The sequence below is a fragment of the Cetobacterium sp. 2A genome (assembly GCF_014250685.1).
Classification (GTDB): Bacteria; Fusobacteriota; Fusobacteriia; order Fusobacteriales; family Fusobacteriaceae; genus Cetobacterium.
In genome coordinates this window covers 1,205,129-1,226,781 of sequence record NZ_JACFAJ010000006.1, presented here as the reverse complement: position 1 = coordinate 1,226,781, position 21,653 = coordinate 1,205,129, and the positions used below count along the sequence as shown (strand labels likewise).

The 21,653-nt window shown below is 27.8% G+C and carries 23 protein-coding genes; 5 read left to right on the top strand and 18 right to left on the bottom strand.

The window, feature by feature from the left end; genetic code table 11:
• Positions 1-2: 2 nt before the first annotated feature.
• From H3N56_RS09795 to H3N56_RS09770, 6 genes are read right to left on the bottom strand one after another with little or no spacing between them, the layout of a single operon-like run.
• Positions 3-2,516: an AMP-binding protein gene (locus H3N56_RS09795; RefSeq protein WP_185881001.1), complete on the bottom strand. Its 2,514-nt coding sequence runs from the start codon at positions 2,514-2,516 to the stop codon at positions 3-5.
• 30 nt (positions 2,517-2,546) lie between these two features.
• A complete protein-coding gene (locus H3N56_RS09790) occupies positions 2,547-3,215 on the bottom strand; it encodes a response regulator transcription factor (protein ID WP_185881000.1) in 669 nt (222 codons plus the stop codon).
• 10 nt (positions 3,216-3,225) lie between these two features.
• The gene (locus tag H3N56_RS09785) at positions 3,226-3,849 is read right to left on the bottom strand and encodes a hemolysin III family protein (RefSeq protein WP_185880999.1); all 624 of its coding nucleotides are present in this window, start codon (positions 3,847-3,849) and stop codon (positions 3,226-3,228) included.
• A 53-nt stretch (positions 3,850-3,902) separates the two neighbouring features.
• The gene (gene eis / locus H3N56_RS09780) at positions 3,903-5,060 is read right to left on the bottom strand and encodes an enhanced intracellular survival protein Eis (RefSeq protein WP_185880998.1); all 1,158 of its coding nucleotides are present in this window, start codon (positions 5,058-5,060) and stop codon (positions 3,903-3,905) included.
• Between the two features lie 33 nt (positions 5,061-5,093).
• On the bottom strand, positions 5,094-5,693 hold the full coding sequence (locus tag H3N56_RS09775; RefSeq protein ID WP_185880997.1) for a deoxynucleoside kinase: 600 nt from the start codon (positions 5,691-5,693) through the stop codon (positions 5,094-5,096).
• Positions 5,694-5,731: 38 nt separating this feature from the next.
• Positions 5,732-7,159: a leucyl aminopeptidase gene (locus H3N56_RS09770; protein WP_185880996.1), complete on the bottom strand. Its 1,428-nt coding sequence runs from the start codon at positions 7,157-7,159 to the stop codon at positions 5,732-5,734.
• Positions 7,160-7,300: 141 nt separating this feature from the next.
• On the opposite strand from H3N56_RS09770, the gene H3N56_RS09765 reads away from it, so the two are divergent.
• On the top strand, positions 7,301-7,810 hold the full coding sequence (locus tag H3N56_RS09765; RefSeq protein WP_185880995.1) for a hypothetical protein: 510 nt from the start codon (positions 7,301-7,303) through the stop codon (positions 7,808-7,810).
• Here H3N56_RS09765 and H3N56_RS09760 read toward each other — a convergent pair.
• The gene (locus H3N56_RS09760; RefSeq protein WP_185880994.1) at positions 7,802-8,965 is read right to left on the bottom strand and encodes a YihY/virulence factor BrkB family protein; all 1,164 of its coding nucleotides are present in this window, start codon (positions 8,963-8,965) and stop codon (positions 7,802-7,804) included. The two genes, H3N56_RS09765 and H3N56_RS09760, sit on opposite strands and share 9 nt — an antisense overlap.
• Positions 8,966-8,980: 15 nt before the next feature.
• Positions 8,981-9,853, bottom strand: coding sequence for a DUF2156 domain-containing protein (locus tag H3N56_RS09755; protein ID WP_185880993.1), 873 nt, complete (start codon positions 9,851-9,853; stop codon positions 8,981-8,983).
• A gap of 94 nt (positions 9,854-9,947) precedes the next feature.
• Here H3N56_RS09755 and H3N56_RS09750 point away from each other — a divergent pair, with 94 nt between their 5' ends.
• A complete protein-coding gene (locus H3N56_RS09750) occupies positions 9,948-10,940 on the top strand; it encodes a hypothetical protein (RefSeq protein ID WP_185880992.1) in 993 nt (330 codons plus the stop codon).
• A 10-nt stretch (positions 10,941-10,950) separates the two neighbouring features.
• Here the strand turns inward: H3N56_RS09750 and H3N56_RS09745 are convergent, their stop codons facing one another.
• Positions 10,951-11,412, bottom strand: a complete 462-nt coding sequence (locus tag H3N56_RS09745; protein ID WP_185880991.1) for a DUF2147 domain-containing protein — start codon at positions 11,410-11,412, stop codon at positions 10,951-10,953.
• 129 nt (positions 11,413-11,541) lie between these two features.
• Here H3N56_RS09745 and H3N56_RS09740 point away from each other — a divergent pair, with 129 nt between their 5' ends.
• On the top strand, positions 11,542-12,009 hold the full coding sequence (locus H3N56_RS09740; protein ID WP_185880990.1) for an SRPBCC family protein: 468 nt from the start codon (positions 11,542-11,544) through the stop codon (positions 12,007-12,009).
• Positions 12,010-12,051: 42 nt separating this feature from the next.
• On the opposite strand, the gene H3N56_RS09735 is transcribed toward H3N56_RS09740, so the two are convergent.
• Entirely contained in the window at positions 12,052-12,225 is a 174-nt protein-coding gene (locus tag H3N56_RS09735; RefSeq protein WP_185880989.1) for a (2Fe-2S)-binding protein, read from the bottom strand.
• A 151-nt stretch (positions 12,226-12,376) separates the two neighbouring features.
• On the opposite strand from H3N56_RS09735, the gene H3N56_RS09730 reads away from it, so the two are divergent.
• Positions 12,377-12,871 (top strand): TlpA disulfide reductase family protein, encoded by a 495-nt coding sequence (locus tag H3N56_RS09730; protein ID WP_185880988.1) that lies wholly within the window; start codon positions 12,377-12,379, stop codon positions 12,869-12,871.
• Positions 12,871-13,545: a cytochrome c biogenesis CcdA family protein gene (locus H3N56_RS09725; RefSeq protein ID WP_185880987.1), complete on the top strand. Its 675-nt coding sequence runs from the start codon at positions 12,871-12,873 to the stop codon at positions 13,543-13,545. Before H3N56_RS09730 ends, H3N56_RS09725 begins: the two co-directional genes overlap by 1 nt.
• Before the next feature lie 3 nt (positions 13,546-13,548).
• On the opposite strand, the gene H3N56_RS09720 is transcribed toward H3N56_RS09725, so the two are convergent.
• From H3N56_RS09720 to H3N56_RS09685, 8 genes are all read right to left on the bottom strand, one after another.
• Positions 13,549-14,403, bottom strand: a complete 855-nt coding sequence (locus tag H3N56_RS09720) for a mechanosensitive ion channel family protein (RefSeq protein ID WP_185880986.1) — start codon at positions 14,401-14,403, stop codon at positions 13,549-13,551.
• Positions 14,400-14,798, bottom strand: coding sequence for a PhnA protein (locus tag H3N56_RS09715; protein WP_185880985.1), 399 nt, complete (start codon positions 14,796-14,798; stop codon positions 14,400-14,402). Before H3N56_RS09715 ends, H3N56_RS09720 begins: the two co-directional genes overlap by 4 nt.
• Position 14,799: 1 nt before the next feature.
• Positions 14,800-15,261, bottom strand: coding sequence for a YaiI/YqxD family protein (locus H3N56_RS09710; RefSeq protein ID WP_185880984.1), 462 nt, complete (start codon positions 15,259-15,261; stop codon positions 14,800-14,802).
• Positions 15,262-15,341: 80 nt separating this feature from the next.
• Positions 15,342-15,539: a cold-shock protein gene (locus H3N56_RS09705; RefSeq protein ID WP_185880983.1), complete on the bottom strand. Its 198-nt coding sequence runs from the start codon at positions 15,537-15,539 to the stop codon at positions 15,342-15,344.
• Between the two features lie 159 nt (positions 15,540-15,698).
• Positions 15,699-17,084: a dipeptidase PepV gene (pepV, locus tag H3N56_RS09700; RefSeq protein WP_185880982.1), complete on the bottom strand. Its 1,386-nt coding sequence runs from the start codon at positions 17,082-17,084 to the stop codon at positions 15,699-15,701.
• 13 nt (positions 17,085-17,097) lie between these two features.
• Positions 17,098-17,862 (bottom strand): VacJ family lipoprotein, encoded by a 765-nt coding sequence (locus H3N56_RS09695; RefSeq protein ID WP_185880981.1) that lies wholly within the window; start codon positions 17,860-17,862, stop codon positions 17,098-17,100.
• Positions 17,849-19,126: a serine/threonine protein kinase gene (locus H3N56_RS09690; RefSeq protein ID WP_185880980.1), complete on the bottom strand. Its 1,278-nt coding sequence runs from the start codon at positions 19,124-19,126 to the stop codon at positions 17,849-17,851. Before H3N56_RS09690 ends, H3N56_RS09695 begins: the two co-directional genes overlap by 14 nt.
• Positions 19,127-19,235: 109 nt before the next feature.
• The gene (locus tag H3N56_RS09685) at positions 19,236-21,587 is read right to left on the bottom strand and encodes an aminotransferase class I/II-fold pyridoxal phosphate-dependent enzyme (protein WP_185880979.1); all 2,352 of its coding nucleotides are present in this window, start codon (positions 21,585-21,587) and stop codon (positions 19,236-19,238) included.
• Positions 21,588-21,653: the final 66 nt, after the last annotated feature.

Sequence of the window (21,653 nt, the reverse complement as noted above, 5' to 3'; positions counted from 1 at the left end):
ACTTAGTTTTGAATCCATTTTTCCAAAATGCTTCTACTTTTTTCCACTATTTCCTCAACTGTTAAATCTTTTGGTTCTATCTTAGGGAATATTTTTATTTCTAGTTCTCCATACTTTGGAAAATTAGATCCATATGGCATTAATTCATAAGCTCCCTTTATCCCAACTGGAACTACAGGAATATTTAATTCTTTTGATAAAATAGCAAAAGCTTTTTTAAACTCTTGAACTTCTCCATCTCTAGTTCTAGCACCCTCTGGATAGATAACTAAGTTTTTACCATCTTTTAAAACTTTTGCGCATATCTGTAAAGTCTCTTTTAGATTCTTATTAATATCTAATAATAATATATTTCCGTGATCTGCCAAATATTTTCTAAGGCTACTTTCAAAATGATCAGAAACTGCCAGATAATAAGTATTATCCATCTTTTCCTTAGAAAAAACTTGATTTAATGCAAATCCATCTAAGAAACTTTGATGATTTCCAATATATATAGCTGGATCTTTTGGAATATTTTCCATACCTTCTTTTTTTAGCTTTGTATAGAATTTAAAAATTGGCGCTGTTATAGTTTTAAGAATTTTTCCTGAAGTTGCTGAATGAGGAATTTTAAAATCTACAGGCTCATTAAAAATTTCTTGCCAATCTATATCTTTATCATTGTAGTTTCCACCATGTTGTCTTATAAATTCACAAAGCTGTTCAACTGTTTTTATTTTTGCAAAATCCATTTCATGAATCTCTACACCAAAATTTGATTCTATAAATGAAATAAGTTCAACAATGTCTAAAGAATCCATTCCTAAATCAATTTCAATGTATGCCTCTGGATAAACTTCAACATCATGTAATTTTTTTATATATTTTGCAATACTTTTAAACTCTTTAGTTTCTAATTCTTTTGAAGTTGATACTGGAGTTACTTTTGCTGTTGCTTGAGTTTTCTTTATCTCTTCATTTCCGTTAGACTCAACATCATCTTTTATAAGATCTTTTAACATAAATCTTCTTAATTTTCCTAGTTTAGTTTTTGGTAACTCTTCTTTAACTATTCTTATATCTAATATTTTTCTATATTTTGGAGCTGTTACATTATACTTATCTATAATTTCCCATTTAAGTGCTTCTTTTATATTTGTAATATTTTTTTCTGCCATTCTTTCAAATGATGGATAAATTATCGCAACTAAATGATTATCATAATCCGTAATTGCAATTTCCTCTATTAAATCTGTTCCCTTCATAATTTCAGCTTCAACATCTGATGGATTTATTTTTTTACCATTTGATAATACTATCATCTCTTTTTTTCTTCCAATAATTGTTAAATGATTACCTTCAAGAGCTCCTAAATCTCCAGTATGGAACCATCCATCTTTATCAATAGCTTCTTCCGTAGCTTCAGGTTTATTATAGTAACCCTTCATTACATTTCTACCTTTTACAATTATCTCTCCATCTTCAGCTATCTTAATTTGAACTCCTGGGATTGTAGTTCCAACAGTTCCAGGAACATTGTCGTTTGGTCTATTAAAAGCTATAATAGGCGAAGTTTCTGTTAACCCATATCCCTCAAGCATATTAAATCCTAATGTTGAAAAATCTTTAGAAATTTGTGGCTCTAATTTAGCTCCTCCGGAAACTAATATTCTGATATTCCCTCCGAAAGCTTCATGAACTTTTTTAAATATTTTCTTACTTAAAGTTTTATTATTCATCTTCTCACAAAGATTAAATAGTCCTCTAGTAACTTTCCCTGTATTTATTTTTGCCATTATTCCCTTATGAAACATCTCCCAAATTCTTGGAACACCAATCATTACACTTATCTTATGCTCTGCTAAATTCTTTTTAATAGCTTCAGAAGATAATTCTTCTAATATAACATTTTTACATCCAAAATAAAGTGGCATAAGTAGTGTTAGGTTAAAAGGTAAAATATGATGGAATGGTAACATCGCAAGTACGCTATCGTTTTCATTAACTAAATTTATTTCGTTTACAGCATCTATATTAGACATTAAGTTATCAATAGTTAGCATAACCCCTTTTGGATTTCCAGTTGTTCCAGAAGTATATAGCATTACTGCAATATCATCTTTTTCAGGAGCCTCTATTGTACATTTCTCTACTTTAAAATCAGCAGGTTTTATTAAATCTTCAACTTTTAAAATTTCAATATTTGAAGATGCTATTTTTTTAGCCTCTATTGCTATTTCAAAATTTTTCTCAGTAGTAAATAAATACTTTGGAGAACAATCTTTTAAAACATATGCTAGCTGATCAGCATCATATCCACTGTCAATATTAACAGATGTACCTTTTTTATTCCAAATTGCAAATACCGACTCTATAAATTCAGGTCTATTTTCTATAAAAACTCCTACTATGTCATTTCTTTTTATATCAATTTTAGATGAATAAAATTTAGACATTTCGATTATATCTTTAAAAGAATAAGCCACTCCTTTATAATATATTGCTGTTTTATTTCGATCAAATACAAAATCCATTTTTCCTCCCAATAATATGTGTATCTTTTTTTAATCTTTTAATATATAGCCGATTCCTCTTACAGTATAAATAAGCTTCTCTGAATGATTTTTATCTATTTTTTCTCTAAGATGGGTTATATAGACATCTACTATATTAGTATTAGTTAAAAAATCAATACTCCATATTTTTTCTTTTATTATTGTTCTCGTTAGAACTAAATTTTTATTTCTCATTAAATATTCTAAGAGTGCAAATTCTTTGACAGTTAAATCCAATATTTTTTCCGCTCTTTTTACTTCTCTATTCATTAGATTTAGTGTTAAATCTTTAGCTCTTAAAATGCTCTCAAAACTTTTACTTTCTCTTCTAAGTATAGCTCTGATTCTTGCTGATAATTCTCTGAAGTTAAATGGTCTTACTATATAATCGTCACCACCACTATCCAAAGCTTTAATTTTTAAATCTACATCCTCTTCTTCACTCATAAATAAAATTTTAATTTTTCCATATTTTTTCTTTATTATTTTACAAATTTCTATTCCATTTATCTTTTTTCCAATAACATCTAAAATTAAAAGATCATATTCAGTATTAATCGCCATATCCATAATCTCTTCTTCATTATTTGAAATATCAACTGTATACCCCAACTCTTTTAATCCTTTTTTCAGATAGTTACAAACGCTTAAATCTTTCTGAAAAATTAATATATTCATTATTATCTCCTTAATATAGATAGTATACTGACATATAATTTAAGACACTCCCACCAATTACAAAGAGATGCCAAATAACATGGAAATATTTCACATTCTTTAAAGAATAGAATATCACTCCTAAACTATATGTTACTCCACCTGCAATTAGGAAATTTAAAGATAATGCACTCATAGATAACTTTAAATCTTTAAAAACAAAAACTACCATCCATCCCATTAATAAATAAATTACTGTTGATAATTTTTTAAATTTATTAATATAAAATGTCTTAAAAATTATTCCACATACAGCCATTCCCCATTGTGCAAAAAATATAATCCACTTACTAGGACCTTCCAAACAAGTTAGAATATAAGGGGTATAAGATGCTGAAATCAAAAGGTAAATTGCTGAGTGATCTAAAATTTTAAATATATTTTTTAATTTTCCGTGATTTAAAATATGGTATGTTCCAGACATAGTATAGAGTATAATCATAGCTATTCCAAAAATTATACTTCCAACCGTATATCCAACCTTTCCTGTCAACATCGCTTTATTTATTAAAATTACCAATCCTAAAATCGACAATCCAGCTCCAATATAATGTGTTATTGAATTTAAATATTCTTCTAATTTGCTATACGTCATATAATCCACCTCCTGAGTTATTTTATAATAACTCATTAAAATTGTCCATTACTTTAAAATTCTTGGTTAAAATACGACTTCTTACTTACAATTATTTTATCTAAAATATCAATTTTCTTTTCATTTAGTATATTTATTCTTTCAAGTTTTAAAAAATCCATAAAATTAAGATATCCAGCTATAATTTGGCTTAAAGTTCCAACTTTTATTTCACAATCGGCTATGAAATCTTTAGATTTCTTAACTTCCTCTTTTGTTATCTCATAAATTCCATCGTTTTCTTCAAAAATATCATCTAGAATTTTTATAGTAATTTTTTCTTCACTTTTTAATCTAGATTTTAATAACTCCAATGTTTTAAAAACATCTAATATTCTCATTTGCATTTTTGGGATTATTTCCTTTTTTAAAGAATTTTCTCTTTTGAAATATAAATTTAAATTACTGCCTGTAGGTGCATAAATTACAATGTTTGAATAATAATTTGAATAACCATATAAAAAATTAAAAATTGAAACATAACCCTTCTTACATGAAGATAATATCTCTTTTACTGTTACTACATCATCTTTTAGAATATATGATACATATCCAATTATACCTTCTTCAGTATCTCTCACAATATATGACTTCCCATTTTCATGTAAAGTTTCAGAAATTAACTCTTTAAGATGTTGTTCAGTTTTAATTGTTGCTAAGCTAAAGCTTTCTAAATATCTATTACAAAATTCAACAAGATTATAAATATTTTTTTCATCAACTATTTCTAGCTTACATTTTTTTTCAAATTGTGAAAGATTCTTAATACTACAACTATATTTTTCTAAATTACTAATATATTCAAATCCAAATCTAGTATAAATATTAGAATCAATTGGAGATAAAAAGATTGATATAGAACCATTTTCTTTTGCATTTTTTAAAGAAGATTGCAGAAGGGATTTCATAATTCCCTCTCCTCTTCTTTCTGGTACAACTCCAACTGCTAAAATATAGTAACTTTCATCTATATAATTTTCTATTTTAAATTTATAGGAATTATTGTATGCCATTCCTATTATTTTATTTTTCTCAATTGCTAACAATAGATTACTGTCTTTATGTATATTTTCAAAATACCAATCTATATATTCTTTATCGTCGTTAAATGCATCACGCCAAATATAACTAGCAATTTTTTTTTCATCTTCTTTAGAGTTTCTAATTTCCATTTCGCCTCCTTAAAAAAATAAAAATAGAGAGCTCTATAAGCAAAGCTCTCTTTTTATAAGTTCAATTATAAATTTTCTATCATTTTCATTATTTATAAAATCTCTATTATCTACATTTACTTTTATAATTTTACTTTCAGAATAAGTTTTAAAATATTCTGAATAGTGTTTATTCAATTTTTCCCAGTAAGTTACTTCTACTCCTAGTTCGAATTCTCTTCCTCTTTTTTTTATCTTTTTAATTGCATTTTCTATAGTTGTTTCTAAGTATATTACTAAATCTGGTTTTGGTAAATATTGAAACATATTATTTGAAAGTTCTAAGTATAGGTTATATTCATCTTCAATCAAATCTCCATCAGAATTTAAAATATCTGCAAATATTCTGTCACAATATATTGATCTGTCAAATACTCCTCTACCTTTTTTATGTGCATCCTTAACCATTTCTAGCCTTTTATTTAGAAAAAAAACTTGAAGAGGAAAACTATATTTTTTCTTATCATAATAAAATTTCTCTAATATTGGATTGTCATAAACTGGTTCTTTATATAACTCCATCTCCAATTCTTTTGAAATTATTTTAGCCAAAGTACTTTTCCCTACTCCAACTACACCATCAATATATATCATCAATATTTCTCCCTCTTAATTTTTAATTTCAAGAGGTATTATATCATATTTTTTATATATGTGTATATAGTTTTGACTGCAACTCCTGTTGCTCCCTTTTTTATCCATTTTTTATCTTTATCTGAAAACGCAGTTCCTGCTATATCAAGATGCATCCAAGGCAACCCTTCTGTAAACTCTTCTAAAAACTTGGCTGCTGAATTGGCTCCTCCCCATCTTCCACCGCTATTTTTTAAATCAGCTACATCAGATTTCATAAGTTCTCCATATTCATCAAACAGAGGCATTCTCCAGTACTTTTCTCCCCAATATTTTCCCGCAGACTCTAGTGCTAAGTATTTTTCATCTGAATTCGAATATACACCTGTTGCTGCAAAACCAAGTGCAACCATCATAGCTCCTGTTAGAGTTGCAACATCTAAAATTTCTGAAACCTTTTCTATTCTTATAGCATAAGTTATTGCATCTGCTAGAGTCAATCTTCCTTCTGCATCTGTGTTTATAACTTCAACAGTTTTCCCAGACATAGTAGTTAGTATATCTCCAGGTCTGTAAGCATTTGAGCTAATAGAATTTTCACAGGCCGCTACTATAGCTATTACATTTTTTTTAACTCCTAACTTTGCTAAAGAGCACATCGTTCCAATTACTGTTGCTGCCCCTCCCATATCCTCTTTCATGCCTAACATTCCATCTGCTGGCTTAATACATAATCCTCCAGAATCAAAAGTCAATCCTTTTCCTATAAGACCGTATTTCTTATCTCTTTGTGTTTTATCTCCAAAATATCTCATTACTATAAGTTTAGGTTTGTTGATAGATGCTCTTCCTACAGCTAAGAAAGCTTCCATCCCTAATTCCTTTATCTTATCCTCTTCTAAAATTTCAGTAGCAAAACCAAATTCTCTTCCAAGAGCTTCAGCTGTTTCAGCTAAACTTTCAGGATTTATAATATTTGCTGGTTCATCAATTAGAGCTCTAGTTATATTTGTTGAAATAGCTAATATTTCCTCTTCTCCCATACCCTCTGTCTTTTGCTCTTTAAAAATATCTAAATTTATTTTAGCGTTCTTTTTTTCTTTATAAACATCAAATGAATAATTTATATTATAAAATATTTCTGTTAATATTCTGGTATTACAAAGATCCGGTTCTTCGCTCGAAAGAAGTATATTCCCAGTCATTTTAGATAGAGTACTGAAAAGTAATTCTCTTAATCTATCTTCTGTAAATTCTTCTTTTTTTCCAGCTCCAACATAAGTTAAAGTAACTAAATATCCATTTTCTAAAAATGTGAATTTTATAGTTTCTTTAAATTTTCCAGTAAATTTCTCTTTTTCTATTACTTTATTTATTAGTTTTCTACTCTCTTCAGAAAGATATTCACAAGTAGATATTTTATCTTCAAAAAATAGTGTGACATTTTCATCATAACTTTTTTCTATTTTATTAATAACTCTAAACATTTACTCCCTCCTCGAATCTTTTGTAGCTCTTTAAAACCTAACAATAGATTATCATCATTTATTTTAATTTTCAATTTTTTTATTTATTTTTTTAACTTCTCAAAGTATACTCATATTACAAAATTACTTGGAGGTGTGGTCATGAAAAAATTTAATATAGGATCTCTATTTTGTCATTTTTATATTTTGATTTTAATTTTAAGTTATTTTTCTCATGGACTGAATACATTTATAAAATTTATGATTTTAATAACTGGTACTTTTCTTGTTACATATATACTTTTAGAATTAAAAAAATTGTTAAATAAAAAGTGTTCTATAAAAAATTTAAATTTTTTTATATATAGTTTTATTTTTTTAGAATTTTTCTCTGTATTTCAATTTTTACTTCCATTAATAACTACAAAAAATACTCCGAATTTTTCAATTTATATTCTTGTTGTATCTGTGATTCTTCAATTTTTATTCGCATCTCTAATTTTAAAGGCAAACTTTAAAAAAATAAAATTTCTAACTGTATATGGTTATTCTTTATTCGTATCAGGATTTTTTTCTTTATTTTTTCCAGCCTCTTTTATTAACATCTTCCTACCTATTGCAGTAACATTTATTTTAGGAGAAATCTTTTTTGAAGGTGCAAATTTAGTTTAATAAGTTTTTTAAGAGCATTGTTTTGTCATCTGATTTTAGAAGAGTTACAATGCTCTCATTTAAATCTTTTAAAACTATCTTATCTCCATATTCATAAACTGAAGCTTTTATATCGCCTAATGTCAACTCATCTATATTTTTTGATAATCTATAGCATGAATCATTTCCCATATATAATGCCTGTAGAACAATATTTTTACTCTTTAAAACTTCTAATATATCTTTTAAAATTTCACTAGATATTCTAGTCTCATTTTCCAGTTCAATCAGTGATATCGGAGTATCACTTTTTATATAATTTTTAACTAAAGTTATACTTGTTATTAACGACAACTTATACAAAGATTCAAAACTAAGAGTATTTATTTCTTTACCTTGAACTATTCTATTTCTATTCTGAAAAAAGAAAGTTAGATGTCCTCCTAATATAATTAAAAACCATATAAATTTTAACCAAAGTAAAAATATTAGTATAACTGAAAAGCTCCCATATATTTTATTGTAAGCTGTTATTACCATTTGTAAATTTATAAACATCAATTGTAATTGATTAAAAACTACGGCTACAAAAACTCCAGAAATTATAGCTGGACCTTTTTTTACCTTTGTATTAGGCATATAAAAATAAAAAAGTGAAAAGAATATAGATAAACTCAAATACGGACTTAATTCTTTTAGTAAAGAATTATTAAAAAAATTACAAATCCCATTTATTGAAACTAAAACAATTGGAAACAATGTGAAAACAGCTAAATAATTAGAAAATTTTTCTAATATTCCTCTGCCTTTTTTTATATTCCATATTTCATTGAATGATTTTTCTATAAGAGAAAAAATTGAAATTATACTCCATCCTAAAAATATAAATCCCACTCCAGCTAATACTCCACCTCTAGTTTTTTCCACTAAATTATTTGCTGTTTCTAAAAGTTCACTTACTAGTGCTAAACTTAGTGGTGAATTTTTTATGAATTGATTTATCAAGTACTCCTCTATTCCAAGCCATTTTCCAAAACTAAATACAATAGCTATGATTGGAACCAAAGAAAAAATAGAAAAATAGCATAACGAAGTTACCCAAAGACTTGAATTTGCTCTTCTATAATTTTTTAAAGCTACTTTTATATCCTCTAAAAACTCTAAAAAAATATTCATAATTTTCAACTCCCATTATCTTAAATCTAATATTTCATACTTCTTAAGTAATTTTGCTGGTAAATATGAAAGCTTTGCAATTCTAAGCCCTTCATTTCCAAAATCATCTTCTCTATTTATATATTTCATATCTTTAAATTCTTCTTTTGAAAAATAATAATTTATCATTTGATAGCTACCTTTATACTCTATAAGAGCTTTTTCTATATGAATAACAGCCATCTCATCATTTAATCTTTCTCCTAGTGCGTAAGCTATAATCTTTCCGTCAATTCTTATGACTCCACCAACAATCCCTAGCTGTTTATAATTTTTTAATAATAAAGTAATTCCAATGCTTTCAGCTACTATTATTCTATCTTTGTGCTTCTCATTTTTAATAATCCATTCTTTTTGGAATTCTTCAATTTCTTCTATATTATTATCACTTAACTTTTCATAACTATAATTATATAGTTTTTTAAATCCATTTATTTTATTTCTCTTCTCAGAGTAATTTCTACCCTTCAAAAGTGATAAACTCTCCATATTATATATGTAATCAAAAGTATCCCTTAATTCCTGAAATACAAATTTATTTTCTAATGCCTCTTTATACTCCTCTGGAATAAATACTATTTTTTCTTTTCGGTTATATAATTCAATCATAGCCTCTTCTATCTTTTCTTTATCATCTATTCCTTTTTTGGACATTGGAACAAAATAATATTTAAGTCCCTCAAATTCTCCTCTGATTAATAATATAGAATCTTTTTCTAAAAACTCAATCTTTTCAGAACTGCTCCAAATTAAAAAATTAGTAAAATTTAAATCAGATATTGTAAATTTCCCCTTTGTATATTCATCTATTATTTTTTTATCTTTTATTTCTAGTGTTTTCCAGTTCATTATTCCTCCAGTTGTTTAAAAAAAGTTGCATTTTGACAATTATAATTATAACATATTAATAGTTGAAAAAATTATTATTTGGGAGTGATTTACAGTGAGTAAAGTTAAACTTGGAGCAGCTGTCTTAAAAAATTTAAATCTACTTAAACTTTTAAAAGATGGACATTTGTTATTAAATAAAATTGAACACGAAATTGAAAATCAGTTCAAATCGAATATATCTTTCCATAAAAATTTAAAGCTAAATAATGACTATAAATCTTTCAGCAAAAGCTTCAAAACAAACTTTTTTTCATTTATAATGCTTATTTCCATAAAAAATACGGGAATAGACGAGGAAAGAGTTATAGAATATGGAAAAATTATTTTTTCTTTAAGAACAATTATAACTTCCACTGATAATATAATAGATAATGAAAATAAAGGTATTCTTTTTTTGAAAGAACCTAAAAATCATATTGTGAATAATATTTTACTTGTAATGTTAGGACAAAATCTGATTCACTCATCTCTTTATAAGCTAAATGACCCTTTAGGCCAAACTGCTAATACATTATTAGAGAAAATCTATTCTGTCGCTGTAAGTGAGTCTCTAAGAGACTTAAATAACTATAAAACATATCCAACTCCAGATTATATCTCTAAAAATATATTAAAGGGAATAGGTGGAGAACTTTTAGTACTTTCTTTAATATCTCCAATTTCTTTAGAAAAAGATTCTAAAGTTTTAGAAAAATTAGAATCCTTAAAAACAGGAATGTTTAAAATAGGAATTTCTCTACAAAAATTAGATGATTTATGTGATATAAATGAAGATTATGAAAGTAGCAAAGCTAACTTCTCTATTTCAAAGCTAATTCATAATTATGGTTTCTCTTTAAACTCTTTATTTAAAGATATGGAAACTCAGCCAAACAAGTTTAATAAATTTAAAAAAGAATATATTAATGCCGTAATTAAGGAAGCTTTAGATGGTTTCGAACTTTTACCATTCTCTATGAACAGAGAAGATACTCTGATTCTTTTGGAACATTTATTCAAAATTAGGGGTCTTGAAAACTATTGGAATATTTATAAAAAAGAGTAATCTGAATAGATTACTCTTTTCCTTTTAAATTTATCCGTTTACACTCTTGTGAATAACCAAAAACACCCCATTTATCCAATGACCCTTTTAAAGCTAATGTATTTTTATCTATTATTTTAGCCTGTCCATAATATTTTTTACCATTCCAAGAATCATATACCCATCCTCCTGAAATAACATTTGGGTTTTTAGGGTCTTGTCTCATATCTCCAACTACTTGAAGCCCTATAACTTTTCTATTTCTTAATTTAGAATTTGGATTTTTTCTATCTATCTGCTCAAGACCCTCCATTTTATCCCCCTTGGGATATTCCTTTTCTTTTAGCCATACTACATACCCCGAGTATTCTTCACCTTTTTTGACTATTCTAATAACAGTTTTTCCAGAAGGTATCATCCAGTCGCCTTCAAACTCATCTGAAAATACTACCGTAAAACATAGAAATAATAACATCATGATTTTTTTTATCATTCAATCTCCTCCTATTTTTTTCTATTGAATTGTACCTTAAAAATTTATAAAATCAAAATAAAGGAAATAATAAAATAACTCTAATATAATTTACATAACCATATAAAACAATTTAGGAGGATATAAATTATGCAAGTAAAAGATATTAATGAAACAGTTCCTTTTTATGTTGAAAGTGTAGAAATAAATGCTCCAAAAGATTTCGTTTTTAAGTTTCTTTCTGATTATCAAAAAAATGGTACATGGATAAAAGGCTTAAAAGAGGAAACATTTAATAAAGTTGATGGAAATGTAGGAAGTACTTTTGAAGAAAAAATAAAAATGTATGGATCAAAAGAAGAATATACTGGAAAAGTTTTGGCGTACGAAGATGGAAAAATGTACCAAATTGAAATTGGAAGCAAATGGGTAGATTTTAAAATTGAGTATGATTTCGAAGATGTTCCTACTGATAAAACTCATCTGACTGAAACTGCGTGGATTTTAAAAGGTACTTCTCTTTATAAATTATTCAAATCTATTGATAGACATATACTTCATAAGCAGTTATTAAAACTTAAAGAAGTAGTTGAAGCTGATTATAAGGCAAGCAAATAATAAAAGAGGTAGTTCCTATTATAAGGAACTACCTCTTTTCAATTATTTATTCGAATCTAAAATTTCTTGAATTCTACCAGTACATCTTCCACATGCTGTTCCAGCACCAGTAACTTCTTTTATTTGATCTACTGTTTTCGCTCCATCTTCTATTGATTTTACTATTGTTTCATAGTTTACATTTTTACAAAAACATATTATTTTATTTTCTGACATTTAGATATCTCCCTTAATTTTAATGTATTGCACACAGTACATATAGTATACATAATTTGTATTCAATAATCAACATCTTTTTGGCGGTTGACTTCACTAAAGCAAGGTGATAATATCTATACAAATTATAATAAGTATAAGGAGGTAAAATATGAAAAAAATCTTTTATTTTTTATTATTAATGATTTCACATTCTTTTCTATATTCCACTGATGTTGTTGGTCTAGAAGTAGGCAATATCATTAAGCCATTTAAAATTTATGAATATCCATCTGGCAAAGAATTTACAGAAAATAATTTCAAAGGGAAAATGACCATCTTAAATTTTGGAACAACTTGGTGTCCTGCATGTTTGGAGGAAAAAAAGAGCTTGAATAGTTTTATGGATAACAATAAAAATTTAAGTATCAATATCGTCCCTGTTCTGATAGATTCTAAAGAAAATATAAAAAAATATTTAGATAAAGAAAAATTCAACTACACTTTTTATGAGGATAAAAATATGGAAGTAGGCAATAAATTCTTAATAAGAGGGGTTCCTATGACCTTTATTTTAGATGAAAATGGGGGAATCGTCTATAAGCATTTAGGAGCAGTAAATTTTGAGAGTATCAAATCTATCTTTGAAAATTTAAAGGAAGAATAATGGAAACTACATCTTATATAATAGTTTTTTTAGCGGGTATTACATCTGTGTTTTCCCCTTGTACGTTACCCTTACTTCCAATCTATTTTTCAACTTTAACTAAAAAAGAAAGAAATTTATTTTTGTCTGTTATTTTTTTACTTCTTGGATTTACCGGAGCTTTTTTTACATTACAAATACTTATATATAAATTTGCAAATATTTTAAGTGTTATAATTGGAAATCAATATTTTACTAAAATTATAGGTTTTATAATTTTTTTATTTGGTTTACAATTATTAAATATTAAAACGTGGAAAGTTTTCAACTCTGAAAAAAAAATCTATTTGGATAATAATTTTGATAAGGGTGGATATTTATTTCCATTTTTCTTAGGAGTCACATTGGGCCTAGGATGGACTCCGTGTACTGGACCTATACTCTTTACAGTCATCGCATATACAACTACGTCAAAAACCTTTTTAGGAGGTCTAGCAGTAATAGGAATCTACTCTTTAGGATTTTCATTACCGTTTTTAATTCTAACGCTTACAATAAAAAAAATGAGACCATTTATCAATTTTATAAATAATCACATTTCAATCTTAGAAAAAATAAATGGGATTCTTTTAATGATAATTGGTCTACTTATATTTTTTAATAAACTTTCTTTTTTATATACATTAGTCATTTAAAAATTATTTGGGTGGAGTTGTTAGAGTCACATCTAGTATATTAAATGGAACATCTATATTTTCTTTTGTAAATAGTTCTATTATATAAGACATTAACTCTCCACGCACTTTATAATATCCTTCTGTCTTTGTCCAAACCATAAATAAAATATTTATGCTCGAGTCTCCATACTCCATAACATTTATAAAATTTTCCATTGAATAATCTAATCCCTCGTAAGTAGAGGCTAAATTTTTTAATACAGACATTACTTTTTTCATATCTGAACTATATGAAACAGATAACATTAATTTTATACGTCTTACTTCATTCGAATCATAATTTATAATATTTCCACTTATCATAACATTGTTTGGAATTATTATTCTCTTGCTATCCAAACTATTGATATGTGTTGAAAAAACTTCTATTCTAAAAACTTCTCCCATAACTCCATTAACTTTTATAAAATTTCCAACCTTAAAAGGTTTATAAAAAAATATAACTACTCCACCAGCTATATTAGATAGAAAATCTTTCAATGAAATTCCAACGCCTAATCCAATAGCACTTATCATTGTAGCTATTGAAGATTCAGAAAATCCAAAAGCTAACAATCCAATAAGAAAAAAGATAATATATAACCCTAATTTAATTATAGATTTAGTAAATTGTTTAGTACTAAGATCCTGTTCAACATAAGGAATCTTATCCAACGACGATATTATTTTTTTTATTATTCTTGAACCTATAAATAATATTAACCCAAAAATAATTAATCTTATCGTAAATGTAAGCATTCCTTCAAATAAAAGTTGAACAAAAAGTTTTCCTTGACCATCTTTTAAACTCATCATTAAATTTTGGATATAATTCATTTGATTCTACCTAATATTTCTAATGTTTCTTCATCTAAATAGGCATTTTCCAACATTTCATTTGCCCAGTGGTATCTATCCTTTATCTGTTCAAGTACATAAATTGATGTTGCTTTAACTAATGGAACTTCACTCCACATAGAATCTCCTAAAAATCTCAATTCATTCTCTTGAGATTTTTTAATATTATTTAATATTTTTATACAATCATCACATAAAAATAAGCAATTTTCAAATACTGGTTCTTCTTCAACTGGCGGAACTTCATATACCGATAATTTCACATTTTTAGTTCCACATAACTCACAAGTTGATTTAGATCTTCTCGCCAAATCTTTTCCAAAACTTGTTACTATACTTTTTCTCTCCATATGTTTGTCTAGACCTTTAGCCATTCTAACTCTCCTTAGTAATTTTTTTTCCTATATTATTTAATACAATCCTTCTAAAACTTTCTTCAAACCTTATATCATCATCTTTTAATCTCTTCTTAGGTCCTTTTGTTCTTTTACCTGAATTTCTAAGTTTTTGTGACATATGTCTCGAAAATAAAAGACTTTCTATATTATACTTGTTATATACTAGTCCATCTTGATTTATTGCATGTGCATTTTTCGATAAAACGATAGAAGCCAATCCATAGTCTTGCGTTATTACAATATCAGAGTTACTCACTCTAGATATTATTGCAAAATCAACAGCATCCGCACCTTGGCTTATAACAACTGTTTCAACACCCGCTCTTTCAATTTTGTGAGCAGTATCACAAACTATTATTGTCTCTAAATTAAATTCTTTTGCTATTCTTATAGCAATATCAGTTACTGGGCAAGCATCTGCATCTATTAAAACTTTCATTTCTCACCTCTTTTCAATAAAAAAAAAGGCTTAAGATATATTAATATCTTCAGCCTTTAATAACTTTATAATTGTTGTAATTACTTAGTTTTGATGTTTGTAGCTTGAGGTCCTTTAGTTCCTTGACCTAAATCAAAAGTAACTTCCTCTCCTTCTACTAACTTTTTGAATCCATCTTTCTTGATTTCAGAGAAGTGTGCGAATACATCTTTCCCGTCCTCACCAGTTATAAATCCAAATCCTTTTTCATCGTTAAACCATTTTACAATACCGTTCATTAGTATACCTCCATAATTAATTTTAACTATACAAATCTTAAATTTAAATTTAATAAAAAGGCACTTTTGAAAGATATTCCTTAATTACCACTTGAAATTTTTAACTTATATTATTAATATAATTAATTATACATCAGTATTCAGAAAAAGTAAAGACTTTTATTTTGATAAGTCGTAAATAGCTTGAATATATATTTTTAACCAAGTATCAATCTTATCTAAATCTAGCGATTCATCTCTTTGGTGCATGTTATCTTCTTGAGTATTTAATAACGCTCCGAAGGCTACTCCATTCTTTACAGCACGAGCATATGTTCCACCACCAATTGCTATTGGTTGAGTCTTGTAATCCCCTGTTATCTCTTGATAAACATTCATAAGAGTCTTAACTAAGAATGTATCTTTTGGAACATATAAAGGATCTTTTGCTGATAAAATTCTTAGCTCTATTCCATACTTCTCTGTAGCTTTTAAAATCTGATCTATCACAACTTCCTTTGTAAAAGTTACAGGATATCTTATATCAAATCCTAAATAAAATTTATCATTTTGGAAATCTATTTTACCAACATTTAGAGATAATTTTCCTGATGGCTCATCTTCTAAGTTTACACCTAATAATTTTCCTTCACAATCCATAGAAATATATTCTTTAAAAAACTCTACAATTTCTTTCAAATTCTTATTTTCTATCTCTAATGTCCCTAAAAATTTAAATAAAGCAGTTATACTATTGTAACCTTTTGCTGGTCTAGCTCCATGAGATGCTTTTCCAGAAGATTCTAAACCAATTTTATCTCCACGTTCTATAACTTTAATTTTATAATCTTTATCTTTATTAAATTCTTCAATTTTATTTTCTATCTCATCCCTCATACATAATGGTAATATAGCCATTGCTGAATCTGGAACAGAGTTTAATGCAGTTCCACCTACAATACTAAAATCTAAATTTTCATTATATACTTTCTCTAACCCTAAGTGTAAAATTCCTTTTTCTGCAAATGTTACTGGGAATCCTGAATCTGGAGTAAAAGCTAAATCTGGCTGTGGCATATTTAACTTTCCAAAATAGTGTTTCATACACTCCCAACCGCTCTCTTCATTCGCACCTAATATCATTCTTATCTTTTTATTTAATTTTACTCCTGAGTCTTTAAGAGCTTTCATAGCATAAAGACAAACTATACTTGGACCTTTGTCATCCAAAACTCCTCTTCCATAAATCTTTCCATTTGCTATTGTTGCAGAGTATGGTGGAAATGTCCATCCATCCCCTTCAGGGACAACGTCCACATGTCCTAAAACTCCTAGCATCTCTTCACCATTTCCAAAATCTATATGACCAGCATAGTTATCGAAATTCTCAACTTCAAATCCCATTGATTTTCCTAACTCTAAAAAGTATTCTAAAGCTTCTGCTGCTCCATCACCAAAAGGCTTCCCCGGTTTTCCTAATTCTTGCACACTTCTTATTCTAACCGCCTCTTGTATAGATTTTATTACGTCCTCTCTGTAGTTCAAAACAAACTCTTGTAAATTCATTACTTCCCCCCTATTAATCATTGTCTTTTAATATATCTCTATAAGTAGTATAGAAGAATCTTACGTATTCATACTCGAACGGTGTTCCTGTCCCGTAGTATCTAAATGATTTTGTATTTTTTCTTGTATTGATGGCATATAAACTTCCACCTTCTATTCCATCAGCTCTAAAGTCTAGAGGATGATATATATCAGCTTCGTATATAAGAACTCCACCAACAGCTTTTCCAGTTATATCTCTTAAATTCGTAGGTCCATATCCCGGTAAAACTAAGTACGGTCCATTTCCTACTCCGTAATAAGCTAAAGTTAAACCTAAATCTTCATAAGTTTTTGGTAATCCAATATCTGTTGCCACATCAAACAAACCTAATATTCCAACTGTACTATTCACTCCAAATCTTAAAGCAGTAACAGCGGCTTTTCCAAGTTTAAACTGTAAAATTGAATTGGCAAAAGTTGAAACATTTTGGAAGTTATTAAAAAAGTTATTAACACCTTTTTGTAGAGGTGTCGGTGTAACAAATTCATATGTATTGACAACTGGTATTAAAAAATATTTATCTAAATAATAATTGAAGTAATACATTCTTCTGTTAAAAGGTTCTACCGGATCATAAATTGCTAAAAATTTTGTATCTTTCGCATCTTGTTCCGTGATTTCTGTAAACTCGATATTTCTACCTCTATAATCACTCTCTTCAATTTTTTCCACATTGTTACATGAAGATAAGGATAGGACCATAACTATTGAAATTAATATCTTATTTATTTTCATTTAGTGTCCCCTCCTCTAAAAATTTTAACATGACTTTTACATTTTCGGAATAAAACATATTCCCACAATGTCCGCCTTTTGGATACATTAAAAATCTATTTCCAAAAGTATCTTTTAAAAATTTTCTATTATTTTCAGTTAAAATAAAATCATCTACATTTGTTACCACAGCAATTTTTTTACTATTTTTTAAATAAAACTTAAACTGTTCTAGGTCTGATGTAGCTAGTAATTTCTCCATAGTCATCGAAGTTCCAATTATATTTCTATAATATGGAAATGCTAATTTTGTCAAATAATCATTAAAACTTGCAAAATTAACTATTTGAAAATATGGAAACATGTTTGTAAATTTTCCAACCGGTTCTTTAACGTATACCTTTGTATTATTTAATAAATCTGTTACATAATTTATATCTACAGAAATTAATCTAAAAGCTAACCCAATTAAAGCTTGCATATCTTTATTTGAGAGATGTTCTTTTTCAAATAATTTGTATAAAGTCTCTTCATTTAAACTTACAGAACTACCATTTGATTTTTTTAGAGCCTTATAGATTACTCTATCCACTAAAATACCTATATTCTCTTTGTTATCTCCTATATTTTTATTTAACATATCATCTAGTATATTTGCTGATACAGATAAATTTACAGCAGGATTTACCATAAATACTCTTTTGAAATTAAATGTTTTTACACTTTCATCAATATAAGATACAACTGCGGAATGAGAAGCTCCCATACTATATCCCATCAAATAAAAATCTGAAACTTCAATATCATTTTGTACTGTTTTGTACATGTTCTCTAAAGCTCTATACACATCCAACGAATCTTGTAATAGCATTCCAGGCATCTTACTACTTGAAACTGTTGTTATAAAATTCGTACTAAATGCTGATGAAACTGTTATTACATGATAACCTGCCCCATACAATATCCTTTGGAAAAGCTTTGTTCTTGTAGAATCATATTTCGCTCCAGTTCCAGATAAAATAAAAATTAAAGGAGCTTTTTTCTTTTGAGCAGAAACTGCAAACTCGTATCCTTGTTCATACCAAAGATTACTAGGTGGAGTTTCAAATGGTGGAATTTTAATTTTATACTTTTTAGTTGGTACTGTTTCTGGGACTCCATCAGTCATCAACATAGAACTTCCTAAGATTGTTGCCTTGTATGGATTTTTAAATGGATAGTTATACTCTGATCCATATATATTTATCATTACCGTTGTAAAAAATAATAAGAATAATTTTATCATACACTTCTCTCCTTTTGAAATGTTTTTCTCTATCTATTTTACTCTATGGCGGAATAGATTTCAACAGTATATAAAAAAAGAGCCCAAAAGGACTCTTTTTATTTATTTTTTAAAAGTTAGGATTTAGTACAAATTCTGTAAGTTCGTTTACAAAATCTCCTGTTTTATTATTTTTATCGTTAACTGGATTAAATTCTACAATGTCTACTGATGTTATAGAATAATTTTTAAATAAGAATTTAAATGTTTGGAACATCTCTTCTGGTGTAAATCCACTTCTTACTGGTGTACTTACTCCTGGAGCAAATTCAGGATCTACTGAGTCAACGTCAAAACTTATATGAATGTTGTCAATTTTTAAGTAGTCTTTAATTTCATCTAAAACATTTTCTAATCCTTTATGCATTATATCATCATAATGAATTACTTTTACTCCTAATTTTTCAATTACTTCTCTTTCTTTAACATCTAAATCTCTAGCTCCAATTATAACTACATTTTTGCTATCAATTTTAGCTCCTTCATAGAAACAATTTACTAAATCTCTATCTCCTACACCTTGTAGAAGTGCTAATGGCATTCCGTGAATGTTTCCTGAAATTGTTGTCTCATCAGTATTCATATCTCCATGAGCATCTATCCAAACTACTCCAACTTCTTTCTCTAATGAAACTCCCGAAATACTTCCTAAAGCTATTGAGTGGTCTCCTCCTATTGTTATAGGTCTATATCCATCTCTAACTGCTTCATTTACTGAAGCTGCTAATTTCTCACAAGTATTTAAAATAGTATTCTTATACTTTAAATTCCACTCGTTAAAGTTCTCTCTTTGCTTCTCAACATCAATAATTGTCATTTCTCCAAATGTATCTGGATAATGTTCCATTAATATTTCAGGTCCGAATTCTATTCCTGCCTTATTTGCACCAAGATTCATTGGAACTGCAAACATTTTATTTTTCATTTTTTCAGTATATAGGTAAATTGCATCTTCTTCTTCAATTACATTTACATAATTAAGCTCTGGATCTTCCATCCCTTGAACATGAAGTTTAGCTTCTTTTAATTCTTTTACATAATTTATTATTTCTTTAGAGATTCTTTCTCCAGGAGTTATTATAGGGATTCCAGGTGGATATGCCATTATCATCTCAGCACATATTTTCCCTTCACTCTCTGCAAATTTTACTTTATTCTTCTCACTATAAAATGCCTCTCTTGGAATAAGAACAGCTTCTGGAATAGTTGGCATTTTTTTTATGCTTCCTTCAATTGTTTTCCCTTTTCCAAAGAATCTAGCACTTATATCTTTAAGAGCAACTAAAAGTTTCTCAGCACTTTCTTCTGTATCTCCTATTGTTATTAATCCTAAAACATTATAGAAATCAGAAAGTTCTACTTGGATATTATAATCATCCACTAAAAGTGTTTCAAGTTCAAAACCTGTAAGACCTAAATCTTTTGCAGTTATTGAAAGCTTTGTTTGATCAAAAGCAAAAATTCCATCTCTTCCAACAATTTCTTTTCCAAAAGAAAAAATTCCTGGAATTTTATTTATTTCTGCTCTTAAATCTGTCGCTATCTTTATAGTTTTAGATAACAATTCTCTACCTTCAGTAGCAATTTGTCTTCTAGCACAATCTAAAGAAGCCATTAGTGGATAAGATGGAGATGTCGTATGTAACAAACTTAAAATTTGTTGTACCCTATTTACATCTACTCTGTTTGAATTGATATGTAGCATTGACATTTGAGTCATAGCTCCAATTATTTTATGAGTACTCTGACAACATATATCTGCTCCAGCATCTACAGCTGATACAGGAAGATCTTCGTGGAAATGTAAATGTGGACCATGTGCCTCATCTACAATTAGAGGTATATCATAACTATGAACTATGTCAGCAATTCTTTTTATATCAGTAGCTGCACCATAGTAAGTTGGATTAATTATTAAAACTGCTTTTGTATCTGGATTTTGCTTTAACATTTTTTCAACAGTTTCTGGTTTTACTCCATGAGCTATTCCTAATTCATCATCCACTTCTGGATTCATGTATATAGGAAGAGATCCACTAAGTATTATTCCTCCCGAAACTGATTTATGAACATTTCTAGGAACTAAGATTTTTTCTCCAGGTTTTACTACAGACATTATCATTGCTTGTATTGCACCTGATGTTCCATTTACTGCGAAGAAGGTTTTCTTTACTCCATAGGCATCTGCTGCTAACTCTTGAGCTTCCTTTATACAGCTTTTTGGATTATGTAATCCATCTACCATTTTAAAAATTGTTACATCTATAGAAAAAGGGTTAGGTCCCATAAACTCTAAAAATTCGCTGTCAACTCCCTTTCCTCTCTTATGACCCGGAACGTGGAACGGAACTATATCTCTTTTTGCATAAACATCCTTTAAAGTAGAGAAAATTGGTGTTAATTCTTGATTAAGTTTTGTCATCTTACCTCCTTATGAAAACAGTTTTAATTTATTTTAATTTGTTTTTTATACAATTAATTATTATAA